This window comes from Yersinia sp. Marseille-Q3913, from assembly GCF_963892745.1.
Classification (GTDB): Bacteria; Pseudomonadota; Gammaproteobacteria; order Enterobacterales; family Enterobacteriaceae; genus Yersinia; species Yersinia bercovieri.
Window position 1 is genome coordinate 221,717 of the sequence record NZ_CAWQAF010000022.1, and the last position, 14,235, is coordinate 235,951.

Below are 14,235 nucleotides of genomic sequence, written 5' to 3' on the forward strand. Positions count from 1 at the left end.
TAGGCAGCAAGCGAGCAAGTCCCGATGAGCTTACTCAAGTAAGTGATTCGGGTGCACGAGTGCAGCTAACAACTCTGTAGCGTCAAGGGACCAAGGACATGCCCAAAGCCATTGGCGTTACAGCTAGGCAGCAAGCGAGCAAGTCCCGATGAGCTTACTCAAGTAAGTGATTCGGGTGCGCGAGTGCAGCTAACAACTCTGTAGCGTCAAGGGCGAAGGGCAGCTGGCCACAACCAAGCCGCACCTCGCACCCCACTCGAATCACCGTGCACCGCCTTACGAATTGGGGTTTCACACTCACCACCAAAGACCCATGGGCTGATTAACGCAGGTAATGTTTTATAGAGGCGTTCAACATTACTCATCCCTCCACCTAAGACCACCACATCTGGGTCAAATAGGTTAATGACCTGAGCTAATGACTTGGCAAAACGTTGCTCATAATTGCTCATGGCCTGCTCTGCTACTGCATCCCCTTGTTCAGCCAGCATAATGATCTCATGGCCTTTAAGTGGTTTTCCACTCAGGCGAAAGTAATCAGTGGCAAAACCAGTGCCGGAGACAAACGTCTCGATACACCCTTTTTTGCCGCAATAACAAGCAACTTCCTGCTGATATTGCCGCTCTTCGTCATCCTGCCACGGCAAGGGATTATGGCCCCACTCACCGGCAATGCCATTACCACCAGCATGGACTCGCCCATCAATAGCAATACCTGACCCACAGCCAGTACCAATAATGGCAGCAAATACCAGATGCTTCCCTGCGCCGGCACCATCGGTTGCCTCGGAAACAGCCAAACAGTTCGCATCATTTGCCAGGCGCACCGGGCGAGAGAGGAGATCTGACAGATCTTTATCGACAAACTGACCATTCAGCCATACCGAATTGGCATTTTTTACTTTGCCGGTAAAAGGAGAGAGTGTCCCCGGGATACCCACGCCGACACTGCCCCGCTCCCCCGTAGCCTGCTCAGCATCAGCGACTAAAGCAGCAATCGCTTGCAACGTTTTTTGATAATCATGGCGTGGGGTATCAACCCGCTTACGGAAAAGTTCCAGCCCATCATTGCTCAATGCAATGACCTCTATTTTGGTGCCACCCAGATCGATACCGATGCGCATAGCGCTCCACCTCGTTGACGGAATTGTTCGTTGTATTGTGACCAATAAATATGCCCGATATGACAAGGCAATGGCGATAATAAAAATCTTATCTTTTCAGTGTGGACAATAGGTCGCGGTGACACAATCTTTGTTACCCGTAATTTTGCATTACGCCGTGTTTAAGTCCCATCGGGTTAAAATTGCATTCAGAAAATGATTGGCTGGCGCTCTTTTTTCTTATTCTTTACTAGGGGTCAAGGCATCAATTCGTTATCATGCCGCCCTGCGTTTGATTAACTTGCGCGCTCCAGGCGCGCCCGAGCCAGGGATAACACTATGCTGTGGTTTAAGAATTTAATGGTTTACCGTTTGAGCCGGGAAGTCTCGCTGTCTGCGGATGAAATGGAGAAACAGTTAAGCGCCCTTAGTTTCACCCCCTGTGGTAGCCAGGATATGGCAAAAACCGGTTGGGTATCACCGATGGGTTCACACAGCGATGCCTTAACGCATACGGTTGATGGTCAGATTGTGATTTGTGCGCGTAAAGAAGAGAAAATCTTGCCATCTCCGGTGATTAAGCAAGAGTTACAAGCCAAAATTGAACGTCTGGAAGGTGAACAACATCGCAAACTGAAAAAAACTGAAAAAGACTCATTAAAAGATGAAGTTCTGCACAGTTTATTACCACGAGCATTCAGTCGATTTAACCAAACCTTCCTGTGGATTGATACGGTCAATGACTTGATTATGGTCGATGCAGCCAGTGCCAAACGGGCTGAAGACACTTTAGCATTGCTGCGAAAAAGTCTGGGTTCCTTGCCGGTAGTGCCGCTGACATTGGAAAATCCGATTGAGTTAACGCTAACTGAGTGGGTGCGTAGTAAAGAATTACCTGCTGGTTTTACACTGATGGATGAAGCTGAACTGAAGGCCATTCTGGAAGACGGCGGCGTGATCCGCTGTAAGAAACAGGATCTGTTCAGTGATGAAATCGCGGTGCATATTGAAGCAGGCAAGTTGGTAACTAAACTGGCACTGGATTGGCAAGAGCGTGTTCAGTTGGTGCTGTCCGATGACGGATCACTGAAACGCCTGAAATTCTCTGACACCTTGCGTGAGCAGAACGATGATATTGATCGGGAAGATTTTGCTCAGCGTTTCGATGCTGATTTTATTCTGATGACCAGTGAACTGGCTGCTTTGATTAAAAATCTGATTGAAGCTTTGGGTGGTGAGGCTCAGCGCTAATACCGCTGTAACTCAACGACAAAGAGTATTGCCCTCTCTGGCATGGAGAGGGCTGAAATATTCGCTAAATTAAAAGGTAAATTAGCTCAAATATTTGCACAAATACGATGATGCTTCAGCAACTTGCAGGTTAAATTCACTTTCCCCTGGGATATAAAAGGTTTCACCCGGCTTGAAAACTTCCCAACCTGACGAACCTGGAATCAGTACTTTTAAACTGCCAGTAATAACCGTCATCTCTTCCGGTTTAGCTGTACTGAAAGTGTACTCACCTTTCTCCATCACCCCAACGCTAGCTGGCCCAATGCTGTCACTGTCAAAACCAATAGATTTCACTTTCCCGGTAAAATACTCATTAAATTTCAGCATAGTTTTGCACCCGCGTCTTAATCAGAATTGAGCTTTCATATTAGAGTCTCTATAAACGCTCTGTCACTGATTATTATAACGAAATGGGATCATTACCGAATTCACAACCAAGGTTGCGGAGAAAACGCACAAATTGCTGCTGGATTTTACTGTTTTCCCTAGAGGAAAGCGGTTATTTAGCTAAAACAGAGCAGCCGCAAATAATATACAACATAAGTGAGAGTCTATTTTTAGCAAAAGAGAGTGGCATCAGAGGTTTCGTAAGATATACAGCGCCAGCGAGGTTTCAAAGACCACAATCAATATTGACCAGAACGCAGGCATAAAATTGGTGTGTTGATGAATAAAAAATTTGAGGGTTTTCATCGGCCCGCCTTGATTGGCCTTGCCTTAAGTGGCATTAATCAGCGCAAATGATTTACGTCGAAATGATTACGTAGGTGATAATTGTACGCTTCGTATAATTATCAGGCAATCAGATGGGCTAATTATTTATATCACAAATTGATCTAACCTCCCCCCTCACTACTTCACTGTTTCATTCGCTAAAATCTGCAAAATGTGGTCGACAACCTCTTGCGGTGATTGAGTTGCATCCAGCACATGATGGGCAACCTCCTGATAGAGTGCTTCCCGGCTGGCTAATACATCCAACATTTCCTCAACGATCGGTTTGCCGGTAAGGCTTGGTCGTTGAGCATCTTCTGGATCTTCGGTTAAGCGCTCTACCAGCACATTAGCAGAGGCACGCAGATAGATGACCAATCCGTGATTGCGCATAAATGTACGATTTTTAGGGGTCAATACCGCGCCACCACCGGTAGCAACCACCGTTTTAGGGGCAGTGACGGTCTCCAGGGCCATACTTTCTCGTAAACGAAAGCCATCCCAACCCTCGCGAGCGACGACTTCGGCAACACTCAACTGTAAAGTTTGTTGCATAAACAGGTCAGTATCAATAAACCGATATCCCAGCGCTTCTGCCAGCGCCTTCCCTACCGTTGTCTTACCTGCACCACGCGCACCAACCATGAAGATAGTTTGTGTCATTACTTGAAAGTCCTTTCATATCAACTTCTGAGGATAAATTCTCGTCATCTAAAAACTGGCCGCTATTGTTAACCGACTAAATTAGATTAACACTCAGCTATATGCTGTAGATGCAAATCATACCGATAATTGAGAGTAGTGCAAACTTTACAAATTCGTAAAACTAACGATACACAGATTACAAATGATATTTTAGTACACCTGATAGGAATCATTAATCCCTACCAGGTGATTAACATAATCAGAAATCGATACTGGCACGTAAAACAAACTGCCGAGGCTCACCAACAGCAATCCGCAAATTGCCACCACTTGAAGGGTAATAGGTTTTATCAAACAGGTTTTTTACATTTAGCTGCCATTTCACCCGATAATGATTAATCGGTAATGAGTATGAAACAAAAGCATCAACTACAGTGTAATCATCTAAAATAAAACGATTTGCTGCGTCACCCGCCCGCGACCCAATATAGCGCGCACCCGCACCAACCCGTAGATCATCGCCGCTCTGCCAGCCGGTAGAACCTAATGCCTTGGCCAGAAATAAAGACGCACTATGACGGGCGACATTCGTCATCCGATTACCTTTATTATCAGGGTCTTCCGTTACTCTAGCATCAATATAAGCGTAAGTTGCAATGGCGCTTAGATCATCAGTCAACTCCCCCGCCACATCTAACTCAACACCTTGTGACCGTATACGGCCAGCGGTGCGGGTAACTGTTTCACCATCAATTAGCTCATTGACCATGACATGGCGTTTAGCAATATCAAACAGCGCCAGAGTACCGGTCACACCATTAAGTAATTCAGCTTTACTACCGATTTCCCAAGATTGTCCCTGCTCTGGTGGCAGTGAACTTATCTGTTTTGCGATCGACGAATTAGGTTTGAAAGATTCACTGTAACTGCCGTAAAAAGAGAGTTCTGGCGTTAATTTGTAGACTACACCGGTGCGTGGGATAAATTTACTGCCTGAACTGTCAGTATTGGTGCTAAAGGGCCGCCCTTTACCGGAGAGAGCATCAAAATAGTCGTAACGTAAACCTGCCAGTACAATCCATTTATCAGTCAGCTCAATAGCATCCTGCATAAACCAGCCAAAACTTTTTAAGTTTCTGCGGTGATCACTGTTTTTAACACTCACCTTCGTAGAGAGTGGCATCACACCATACACCGGATGATAAATATTAAAATCCTCGTTCTTTTTGTCACGGATCATATCACCACGATAGGTACGGTTATCTTCGTAATCGAAACCAAATAGCATCTGATGGCCCATCCCTGCTATATCCAGATCGCCATTCACTGTGATTTGCACCGCCTGAGCCTGGCTGACGGCACTGGCGGTAGCATCGGCTTGCCGGCTCAGAACGCCAGTAATAGGATTGAGCAAGATAGCCCGCGCTTGATTATCACTGTAGCGATTGCGTCCATACGCATATGTCAATGTGCTTTTCCAATGCAAATTCAGCACCTGGTCAATTTGCAGGGTGATATTGTCCTGATCGCCACGAGTCGCGTTATAGCTCTCATCAAATCGGCGATCCCGTGACGTATCGACTGGTTTACCGGTACGGTTATCAATAATTGTGCCGCGATCAAAAGGAGTGAGATACTCCATATGTTCGTAAGCAACACGGAGCGTCGTCATTTCACCAAACCACATTATCGAGGGTGCAGCGACCGTCTGACGATGGCGACCAAAATTACGCCAGTAATCCACTTCACCATGATCCACAATCATCCGATAAGCAAAACCAGATTGGCCTAATGGGCCCGTGAAATCCAACTGGCCCCCCCCCCCTTTGAGACTACTTCCCCAGCTGTCAATATGCACTTGCTGCAGCAACTGTGGTTTCTTGGTAATCATATTGATGACACCTCCCGGCTCCCCCATGCCATATAACATTGATGCCGGGCCTTTAAGTACCTCGACCCGCTCAGTTGTTGGGGTGAAATTACGTGCGAGTACCGAACGAACACCATCGCGCAGGATTGAACCATCACGGTTAAAACCAAATCCACGCTTCATCACGGCATCTTGTGTACCCCCTAATGTATTTGTTTGAGTAATACCACTAACGTTATGTAATGCCTCATCAATATTTCTTACCGCTTGATCACGCAGCACCTGTTGTGGCACTACACTCACCGCCTGCGGTACATTCAGCAAATTGGTATTCGTGCGAGTCCCTGTGACACTGATGATGGGTTGATAGCTTTGTGTATCAGCTTCACTTTGCTGCCCAACAACCACCATTTTGGTTTTAGCTTCGCTCTTTTTTTCTTCAGTACGATTGTCTGCTGATTGGGCGACTGACCCCATCGCAAGTAGCGGCAAACCGCACCAATACCAATGTTGACGCTTAAGTATTTCCATATTTTGACGAACTCCAATAAATCCCTGAGAAAGGTAGCGGTAAAAATTGTTTATAGAGCTGTTGGAATGTTTGCTGTGGGCAGATATCAGCAAATAAATCGGGATAGAACGCTTTGGCAAACATTTCAACTGCCACAACGTGATAAGGGCTGAGGTAAAAGTTATGCCAAATACTGTAGGCATGGCCCTGAGTCACGGCACGAAGATGGGAAAGGATAGGTTGGTCTGACAACGCTTGTTGGAAGCTGTGCTGTGCCAGCTCAGCATTCACTAGCGGCCCCAGTTTTAAGTGAGAAAAACGTTTACCAGTCAGCCCGGCCATACCGGTAGCAATATAGATATCTGGATTGGCTTGCAGCACAGTTTCCGGATTCAGTTCTCCATACAAGGTATTAATATGGGAGGCAGCAATATTGTCGCCGCCAGCAAAAGCAATCAGGTCACCGAGATTGCCTTTAGAGGCCGTGGTACAGCAACTTTCACGTCGCCCTAGATGCAAATGCAGCATAACCGTCGGTTTTCGCCCTTGATACTGGGCCAGCCTCTGTTGGATAACATGCATATGTTGCTGATAAAAAATGATAAATCTCTCGGCGCGCCCTTGACGATTAAGCACCTCACCTAACAACTTAATACTGGGGATCGTTTGATTTAGCAGATCGATCCTCAGATCTACAAAGATCACAGGAATACCGGCTTTGGTTAAACGAAGCAATGTTCCGTCATCGCCCTCTCCCCCTCCAAGCCGCGACAAAATAACCAGATCGGGTTGTAATAGGATCAGGCTCTCAACATTTATCTGGCGAATGTTGCCACTTTTAATTATTGGGATTTGAGCAATTTCAGGAAATTTTTGTGTATAAAGTTGCCAGCTTTGCGCATCGTAACGTTCCAGGTCGGCGGGCCAAGCAATTACTCGTTGCGCAGGATTTCCTGGCTCCAATAACGCCAGTGTATAGAGCATCCGGCTTTCACCCACAATAATACGCTGTGGATTATCAGGTACTTCCACCTGGCGGCCTAGAATATCGGTAACACTCTTTGCCTGCCCGTTAAGAGCCCCACTTAGCAGACAAAAAACCAAAAGAGCCTGAAAATAGCGCATACACGTCACATAACCAGATAAATGAATGCGCATGATAATCATTATCATTGTGGTGTTTCAAATGGAATGCGGTTTTCGTTTAGATAAAAGAGAGGAACCGCTAAAAGCCCTCTTTGGTCCTATTTTTTAAGTCATTTAGCGGTGCTTTCGCCTGATGATTCTCTGAGAAATCAGAGATCATGGCGCAGGGAATATCAGAGGCTGTAAATTGGGGGTTCTAACGAGGCTGACAAATGTAAACTATTGCGGGAGGGAAATTACGCACTACCCGTATCTTTTTCCACGTGAAGTAGCGGGATAACAAGGGCTCGGAAAGGTGGCTGTATTGGAACAAAACCAACATCCCATTGTTTGTGCGTAAGCGCTGCTGAGTCTGTTGCAATATTCTGATGCTGATCTTGGTTGGGATCGAGAGCAATGGTAGGCAACAAAATACAACATCGTAATTTTGATCTAACTGTTCGGCCGAGCGATCAACAACCTGCAAACGCGAGTCGCTTATCTGATGTAATGCGTGCACAAAGTGGGGCAGAATTTCGTAAGCCTGTAAGCGAGAGTTTGCTGACATATGTGACAAGATCCGCTTTGTCAGCACACCATCAGCGGCACCTAGTTCAGCAATATTAAGATGTTGCTTCCAATCCACCTGATTCAACATCGCCTGACATAACCAAGGTGAAGAAGGAGCCAACGTGCCAACCGTACGTGGTGAGGCAATAAAGCGCTGTAAATAGGAAAATTGACTTTTAAAATTACGCCGAACGGTGTTTAGCATAGCCTCTCCTCGGAGCCCTAGATACACCACAATAACACCTTATATTCCTTAAGTTATCATTAAGATTGCTCTAATAATTAATTATTTTTAGTCGGCAAATAGAAAACGCCATTAGGCGAAATAGAGATGATAATGAAATAAGTAAGCCCAAATTAACAATAACTCGCCATTGTTAACTTGGGCTTGCTCGCAGCAGAGAGCACGATGGTGATTGCAATACCGATCGCATATCTAACCATTTCATTAATTATAACTTATTGTGAATAATTAATGATAAATCTCAGCACTAGCACTGTAATTACTGGAGTCACCTGGATTGCTCATGCCAATGACCCGGTAGTGACTGGCACCATCTGCGGTTGCTTTCTCATTCAATGCTGACTCCACATCCATCGGTGAACCGCTAACATTAGAAATAGAAATAACCCCCATGCTCTGCAACTTCGTCGCTTGTTCCGGACTCACTTCTTGCGCAGCCATAGTGGCGAATGAAGCGGTGGCAATAAATGCGGCTGCGATAATAGGTAATAGTTTCATAAAATTCTCCAACAGACAGGTTGTATGTAACGTCTTTGTGAGATTAATTATGAGCGCTCCACTGCAAGGAGACGTAATGCTCTGTAAAGAACATCAATCATTGTGAGGAGAATAAGGAGGAAATAAAATATTTTATGTCACTGGAGACAAGAAAATACATAATTAAGGGCAGACGCCAATATATTTGGCCACTACCCAGATTTATACTTTATAGATTATCAAGATGCAGTAAGGCGGCAGATCAGTGATTCGGGTAGGCAAACGTAGCCAATACACCAGCAACTTGAAAGATGACGGGTATTAGTTGCGCTTTGCAACAATCATCATAATATCACTGGTAAATGAACCGTCAGTTTCAATCTGATAATGATTAATTACACTTTCAGATGCCGATTTTTGTAGCTCACGAATGGCAGTAGCAAAATAGTCGGGGGTGCGCATTCTGGCAATCCAGCTGCTGAACTCCAAATATAATCGATCGGAGGTCACTTTATTAATCACCAATCCGGCATCAGTAAACAGCGCCAGCCATTCACCTGGAGAGTAATTCTGTACATGTGAGCCCCCCGCTTATGGTTTAACTCACTGATTTAATTTATCTATCTTATTTCCTGTAAAGCGCTAATATGCTTTTATCAAACTAAATCCACTATAGTGGGTGAATTGCAGCATCACAATAGCACGGGAGATATTATGGTTACGCTTAGAGCAATGCTGGCAGAGGAGCTTGGCGACTATAGGAATTTATTTATTACCGAGTATGCGCAAGATTTAGTGTCTAATAGTGACTATAGCGCTGAGCAAGCTTTGGCTTATGCAACACATAGCTTTGATAACTATTTGCCGGAAGGTGTTAATAGCCCAAGTGATCATCTTTTTTGCATCGAGAATAGAGATAGTATCAGCGGTGAAGAACAACTGGTGGGTTATTTATGGTACGGACTAGGTAAAGAGGATAGTGCAGCCTTTATTAAGGATTTCTACGTACTACCACCGTGTCAACGTCAAGGTTATGGCTCGGCGTGCTTAGCAGCATTAGAAAACCAATTAATTGCTCAGGGTGTATTTGAGATAAAACTGCGGGTAGCGGCTGATAATCCACAAGCGAAAAGATTGTATGAACAGATGGCATTTGCCGTGACCGGATTTAATATGTCCAAATCGCTGGTAAGAAAGTAGTAGCGGTAAGTACATACCATCATGGATAGCGGGCAGTAATAATCTGTTGGTGCAGGTATAACTGCAAACAAAAGAAAATAACGGTCTGAAAACTGGATAATCAGTTTATCAGGCTCGATATAACTATTATTTGGCGTTAAAGCGCTTTGTCTTCATCCATCTGTTGCAACTGATTTCGATAAGATTTCACTTTTTGACGCTTCTTCATCCAGATGGAGAATGACACGACAAAAATGCTACCCGCCAGGGTTAATACGCCTAGTTCATGCTGATAAAACAACATAATAATAAAATAGACAGCAGAAATTATTGCTACCCATTTAGCCGAATGACCAATCGAGTTTTTCTCATCAGTCAAACGGCGGATACTCTCTTCTTCGCTGATCCCCATGCTTAATCCTCCTTAATAGCCAGCTTATAATATTGGGCCAGTTGCATGATAATTCAACATATTTTTCAGTTTTTATTTTATTCAGTTGAGATAGCACTGATTGACTATCTCGATTGTGTTCATATGAGTGTGAAATCCCTCAATTACATACCATCCTGAAATTTTCGTGCTTTGGCAGTTTGCTGCTTTTCCAGTTCAAAAATGGCGCGTTGCAGCCCTTTTTCTTGAATTGGGCTTAAGCGAGGGAATTTAAAACTCAGGCGCTGCATCGTAAGTGTTTCGCCTTTGTTATTTACAACCTTTTTATCAATAGCTCGGATAAATTGCAGGTCTAATTTAAAAATACCAAAACCGCATAAATCAACCGAAACATCGCGCAAAATACCACATCCTTGCAGAGGGAACGCACTGCCTTTCAGTGCATATAGACCCATTCCACCCAAGGAGACATCTGCCAGCGTATAGGAGAATTTACTACCATCAGCGAATTTTCCTGAGCAGTAATAAGCAGGCCACTGAGGAATATTGACGCGAAAATACTCCCGTCGTTGAATGAAGTAAAGTTGCTCAGGGAGAGCGGTGCTAAAAGCTGGTAGTGATAAATACTTTATTTCTTTCAATGGACTACAGGTGAATTCGATTTTTGCGCCGGTAGGTTCCGCAATGATGGTTATTTGATTAGCAGCCAAGGCTGAAATGTTTTCATGCTCTACGCTGCCAAAATCAAAAATAAACTGGTTTGTCTCGGGTATCACATCCAGAATACGGCTAATAAATTGTCCGCGCGCATGGGTCACCATCACGGCGGTATCGTTCTTCTTTAAGTCCCGAAGAATTGCACAGATCGCTAATTTATTTGTTTTGACAAAATTCTCTTTAGATGTTTCGCTCACCTGCCATTCCCCATCTTTAATTTATCGCTCTGGCTACCCAGATTATTAAAAGCCTATAACTATCAAGATGGATATCGGCAGATATCGGAATAACTTTAGCGGTTATTTTTTGTATTTTTTTATTTTCGACGGGAGTCAGGGGAGTTAAAAATAAAGCGACGTCGGCGGGAGCCAAATATCGCTTTAATCTGCATACAACAATTTGCGGTCAATCAGCTGCGAACTAAATCGTCGCCGTAGCCAATCCACTTATAGGTTGTCAATGCATCCAGCCCCATAGGGCCACGGGCATGGAGTTTTTGCGTGCTGACGGCAACTTCTGCCCCTAAACCGAATTGACCACCATCAGTGAAGCGCGTGCTGGCATTGACATAGACCGCCGATGAATCTACCGCGCGGACAAAATGTTCAGCGCTGCTGAGTGAGCGCGTCAAAATGGCATCGGAATGGCTGGTGCCATGTTCGCGGATATGATTAATGGCAGCATCAATATCAGCCACAATATCGACATTCAGATCCAGTGAGAGCCACTCATCATCGTAATCTGCGGCTTCCACCGCCACCACTTTGGCCTTACCTTCCACCAGATATGGCATGGCCTGCGGGCTGGCATGTAGCGTCACACCAAAGACATGCATTCTGGCACTCAATATAGGTAGGAAGCTCGCAGCGATGGCCTGATGAACCAGCAGAGTTTCCAGTGAGTTACAGGCACTTGGTCGCTGGATTTTTGCATTTTCAATGACCAATAGCGCCTTCTCAACATCGGCGCTTTCATCGACAAAAGTATGGCAAACACCAATTCCGCCAGTAATTACCGGAATGGTCGATTGCTCACGGCACAGTTTATGTAGACCAGCGCCACCACGTGGAATCAACATATCAACATAGCGATCCATGCGCAGTAACTCATTCACCAACTCGCGATCCGGACTTTCAATCGCCTGCACTGCGGCTGCGGGTAAACCGCACTGCTCCAGCGCCTGTTGGATCACTTTCACCGTCGCCTGATTGGTGTGATGAGTCTCTTTCCCACCGCGCAAAATAACCGCATTACCGGTCTTCAGACATAAGCTGGCCACATCAATGGTGACATTCGGACGGGCTTCATAAATGACACCAATCACCCCCAGTGGTACACGGCGGCGTTCGAGCTTCAAGCCGCTGTCGAGCAGGCTACCATCAATCACGCGGCCCACAGGGTCATTTAGGCGGCATACCTGCCGCACATCATTCGCAATGCCGGCTAATCGGGCGGGTGATAATAGCAGCCGATCGAGCAGCGCTTCACTCATGCCACTGTCACGGGCGGCTTTCATATCTTGTTCATTAGCCTGCAAAATGGCCTGACTTTCAGACTCCAGCAGGTTGGCGATGACCGCAAGTGCCTGATTCTTTTTGGCCGTGCTTAGTAGCGCCAATTGCCAGGAGGCCTGTTTAGCGGCCTTTCCCATCTGTTCCAGCATACTCATGCTTGCTCCTTAACTGACAATCATATCGTCACGGTGAACAGCCACCGGGCCATATTCATATCCGAGGATTTCACTAATTTGTTGCGAGTGGTGCCCCGCTAACAGGCGCAAGGCGTCACTGTTATAACGTGATACGCCGTGGGCCAAATCTCGCCCGCTGAGATTGCGGATGCGGATCACTTCACCACGGGAGAAGTTCCCTTTAACGCTGCGAATACCTTTTGGCAACAGCGAGCTTCCCCGCTCCATAATGGCAGAGACCGCCCCATCGTCGACGGTGATCTCACCGGCGGGTGGTGCACCAAAAATCCAGCGTTTGCGGTTTTCCAGCGGTGTTTCCAGTGCGTGGAAGCGGGTGCCGACGGGGGTGCCGTCAATCACATCGGCAATCACACCCACCTGGCTCCCCGCGGCAATGACCACATCAATACCCGCGCGACACGCAACATCGGCAGCTTGCAGTTTTGTCGCCATACCACCAGTGCCGAGACCAGAGACGCTATCACCGGCAATTTCACGCAAGGCATCATCAATACCATGTACTTCGCGGATCAGTTCTGCTGCTGGGTTATTCCGCGGATCGGCGGTGTATAAGCCCGCCTGGTCGGTCAATAACAGCAACTTATCCGCACCGGCCAGAATGGCCGCCAATGCGGAGAGATTATCGTTGTCGCCCACTTTAATTTCAGCGGTAGCAACGGCGTCATTCTCATTGATGACCGGAACGATGCGGTTATCCAGCAGGGCATTCATGGTGTCGCGCGCATTTAAAAAACGCTCACGATCTTCTAAATCAGCACGGGTCAGCAGCATCTGACCCACATGGATGCCATAGATAGAAAATAGCTGTTCCCAGAGCTGAATCAGCCGGCTTTGCCCGACTGCGGCCAACAGTTGCTTTGAGGCAATTGTGGCGGGTAATTCTGGGTAACCCAGGTGTTCACGCCCAGCGGCAATAGCCCCGGAGGTGACAATAACAATACGATGACCTTTGGCGTGTTGCTGGGCGCACTGGCGCACCAATTCAACAATATGGGCACGGTTAAGACGACGGGAACCGCCAGTCAGCACACTTGTCCCCAATTTCACAACCAATGTCTGGCTGCCACTCATAATTTTTCTGCCGTTGGGATAATTAAAAAAAGTGATGATAGATCAAATGTTGTAGCAGGCGCGAAGCATTATGCCAACAGGCATGACAATATATTCCCCCTTTTATTGTGCAAAAGGGGGAGTGCTCTTCTTATTTAGGGATTAACAACGCATTTCTTACGCGGACAGCTTAACGGGCTGTTCGCTAAAATCTTGCGCTGGCACCAATCTCATTTCAATAGAGGTCAGCATTTCGGCCAGGCGCTTGTGAAAACCGCGTAATGTGGTCTCCAGCTTCTCCTGTACTTCAGGATCTTTAATGTTTTCTGCTTTCCAGTTGCCCTCTTTATTAAACAGGCCAAGCTGGTAAACATAGGTAAAATGGTCCGCCGCAGGCTCCAGCTCTATCCACCACCCCCAGAACTCACGCTTCTCTGGAGCAAGCTTCACATTGACGCAAACAGCTAAACAGTCAAAGAAAAAACGGTCATTCTGGCACTGCCCTTCACGTAGGTATGGTCCCAAAGCGGCAAAACGTTTCATAAGCTTACTTTTAGGATGAGCACTGGTTGACGTCATTCTTAAATCTCCTTATGTAGACGCACCTTTTTAGCAAACTGTTAAAAATTAGCAAC

14 protein-coding genes and 1 pseudogene are annotated in these 14,235 nt (G+C 46.1%); 2 read left to right on the forward strand and 13 right to left on the reverse strand.

Translation table 11 applies throughout. The features are described from left to right. Nucleotides 1–206: 206 nt before the first annotated feature. Nucleotides 207–1,124 carry a fructokinase gene (gene mak / locus AACW11_RS11330; RefSeq protein WP_212584354.1) on the reverse strand — a complete coding sequence of 306 codons (918 nt, stop codon included), beginning with the start codon at nucleotides 1,122–1,124 and terminating at the stop codon, nucleotides 207–209. Nucleotides 1,125–1,442: 318 nt separating this feature from the next. On the opposite strand from mak, the gene rdgC reads away from it, so the two are divergent. Next, on the forward strand, nucleotides 1,443–2,354 hold the full coding sequence (rdgC, locus tag AACW11_RS11335; RefSeq protein WP_212584355.1) for a recombination-associated protein RdgC: 912 nt from the start codon (nucleotides 1,443–1,445) through the stop codon (nucleotides 2,352–2,354). Between the two features lie 81 nt (nucleotides 2,355–2,435). Here the strand turns inward: rdgC and ppnP are convergent, their stop codons facing one another. The 7 genes and pseudogenes from ppnP to AACW11_RS11370 all read right to left on the reverse strand — a co-directional run. Beyond that, a complete protein-coding gene (gene ppnP / locus AACW11_RS11340) occupies nucleotides 2,436–2,723 on the reverse strand; it encodes a pyrimidine/purine nucleoside phosphorylase (protein ID WP_004873495.1) in 288 nt (95 codons plus the stop codon). A gap of 525 nt (nucleotides 2,724–3,248) precedes the next feature. After that, entirely contained in the window at nucleotides 3,249–3,773 is a 525-nt protein-coding gene (gene aroL / locus AACW11_RS11345) for a shikimate kinase AroL (RefSeq protein WP_212584356.1), read from the reverse strand. A gap of 241 nt (nucleotides 3,774–4,014) precedes the next feature. After that, the gene (locus AACW11_RS11350) at nucleotides 4,015–6,156 is read right to left on the reverse strand and encodes a TonB-dependent siderophore receptor (protein WP_212584357.1); all 2,142 of its coding nucleotides are present in this window, start codon (nucleotides 6,154–6,156) and stop codon (nucleotides 4,015–4,017) included. Continuing rightward, the gene (locus AACW11_RS11355; RefSeq protein ID WP_212584409.1) at nucleotides 6,143–7,261 is read right to left on the reverse strand and encodes an ABC transporter substrate-binding protein; all 1,119 of its coding nucleotides are present in this window, start codon (nucleotides 7,259–7,261) and stop codon (nucleotides 6,143–6,145) included. Before AACW11_RS11355 ends, AACW11_RS11350 begins: the two co-directional genes overlap by 14 nt. Nucleotides 7,262–7,478: 217 nt before the next feature. Next, a complete protein-coding gene (locus AACW11_RS11360; RefSeq protein ID WP_212584358.1) occupies nucleotides 7,479–8,036 on the reverse strand; it encodes a class I SAM-dependent methyltransferase in 558 nt (185 codons plus the stop codon). A 267-nt stretch (nucleotides 8,037–8,303) separates the two neighbouring features. After that, entirely contained in the window at nucleotides 8,304–8,573 is a 270-nt protein-coding gene (locus AACW11_RS11365; protein WP_049602064.1) for a YdgH/BhsA/McbA-like domain containing protein, read from the reverse strand. A gap of 300 nt (nucleotides 8,574–8,873) precedes the next feature. After that, nucleotides 8,874–9,134: pseudogene (locus tag AACW11_RS11370) on the reverse strand (SAM-dependent methyltransferase); the annotation flags it as partial. A 132-nt stretch (nucleotides 9,135–9,266) separates the two neighbouring features. Between AACW11_RS11370 and AACW11_RS11375 the strand changes: the two are divergent. Next, nucleotides 9,267–9,752 carry a GNAT family N-acetyltransferase gene (locus AACW11_RS11375; RefSeq protein ID WP_212584359.1) on the forward strand — a complete coding sequence of 162 codons (486 nt, stop codon included), beginning with the start codon at nucleotides 9,267–9,269 and terminating at the stop codon, nucleotides 9,750–9,752. Between the two features lie 136 nt (nucleotides 9,753–9,888). Here the strand turns inward: AACW11_RS11375 and AACW11_RS11380 are convergent, their stop codons facing one another. From AACW11_RS11380 to crl, 5 genes are all read right to left on the reverse strand, one after another. Then, a complete protein-coding gene (locus AACW11_RS11380) occupies nucleotides 9,889–10,143 on the reverse strand; it encodes an ABC transporter ATP-binding protein (RefSeq protein ID WP_212584360.1) in 255 nt (84 codons plus the stop codon). A gap of 143 nt (nucleotides 10,144–10,286) precedes the next feature. Further along, nucleotides 10,287–11,036 (reverse strand): flagellar brake protein, encoded by a 750-nt coding sequence (locus AACW11_RS11385; RefSeq protein WP_212584361.1) that lies wholly within the window; start codon nucleotides 11,034–11,036, stop codon nucleotides 10,287–10,289. A gap of 212 nt (nucleotides 11,037–11,248) precedes the next feature. Further along, on the reverse strand, nucleotides 11,249–12,502 hold the full coding sequence (gene proA, locus AACW11_RS11390; RefSeq protein ID WP_212584410.1) for a glutamate-5-semialdehyde dehydrogenase: 1,254 nt from the start codon (nucleotides 12,500–12,502) through the stop codon (nucleotides 11,249–11,251). A gap of 15 nt (nucleotides 12,503–12,517) precedes the next feature. After that, a complete protein-coding gene (proB, locus tag AACW11_RS11395; protein ID WP_212584362.1) occupies nucleotides 12,518–13,621 on the reverse strand; it encodes a glutamate 5-kinase in 1,104 nt (367 codons plus the stop codon). 156 nt (nucleotides 13,622–13,777) lie between these two features. Continuing rightward, on the reverse strand, nucleotides 13,778–14,179 hold the full coding sequence (gene crl, locus AACW11_RS11400) for a sigma factor-binding protein Crl (RefSeq protein WP_212584363.1): 402 nt from the start codon (nucleotides 14,177–14,179) through the stop codon (nucleotides 13,778–13,780). Between the last annotated feature and the right edge of the window lie 56 nt (nucleotides 14,180–14,235).

Excerpts from the sequence above, each read along its gene's own strand:
- mak (WP_212584354.1), bottom strand. The coding sequence starts at position 1,124 with ATGCGCATCGGTATCGATCTGGGTGGCACCAAAATAGAGGTCATTGCA.
- rdgC (WP_212584355.1), top strand. The coding sequence starts at position 1,443 with ATGCTGTGGTTTAAGAATTTAATGGTTTACCGTTTGAGCCGGGAAGTC.
- ppnP (WP_004873495.1), bottom strand. The coding sequence starts at position 2,723 with ATGCTGAAATTTAATGAGTATTTTACCGGGAAAGTGAAATCTATTGGT.
- aroL (WP_212584356.1), bottom strand. The coding sequence starts at position 3,773 with ATGACACAAACTATCTTCATGGTTGGTGCGCGTGGTGCAGGTAAGACA.
- AACW11_RS11350 (WP_212584357.1), bottom strand. The coding sequence starts at position 6,156 with ATGGAAATACTTAAGCGTCAACATTGGTATTGGTGCGGTTTGCCGCTA.
- AACW11_RS11355 (WP_212584409.1), bottom strand. The coding sequence starts at position 7,261 with ATGCGCTATTTTCAGGCTCTTTTGGTTTTTTGTCTGCTAAGTGGGGCT.
- AACW11_RS11360 (WP_212584358.1), bottom strand. The coding sequence starts at position 8,036 with ATGCTAAACACCGTTCGGCGTAATTTTAAAAGTCAATTTTCCTATTTA.
- AACW11_RS11365 (WP_049602064.1), bottom strand. The coding sequence starts at position 8,573 with ATGAAACTATTACCTATTATCGCAGCCGCATTTATTGCCACCGCTTCA.
- AACW11_RS11375 (WP_212584359.1), top strand. The coding sequence starts at position 9,267 with ATGGTTACGCTTAGAGCAATGCTGGCAGAGGAGCTTGGCGACTATAGG.
- AACW11_RS11380 (WP_212584360.1), bottom strand. The coding sequence starts at position 10,143 with ATGGGGATCAGCGAAGAAGAGAGTATCCGCCGTTTGACTGATGAGAAA.
- proA (WP_212584410.1), bottom strand. The coding sequence starts at position 12,502 with ATGCTGGAACAGATGGGAAAGGCCGCTAAACAGGCCTCCTGGCAATTG.
- proB (WP_212584362.1), bottom strand. The coding sequence starts at position 13,621 with ATGAGTGGCAGCCAGACATTGGTTGTGAAATTGGGGACAAGTGTGCTG.
- crl (WP_212584363.1), bottom strand. The coding sequence starts at position 14,179 with ATGACGTCAACCAGTGCTCATCCTAAAAGTAAGCTTATGAAACGTTTT.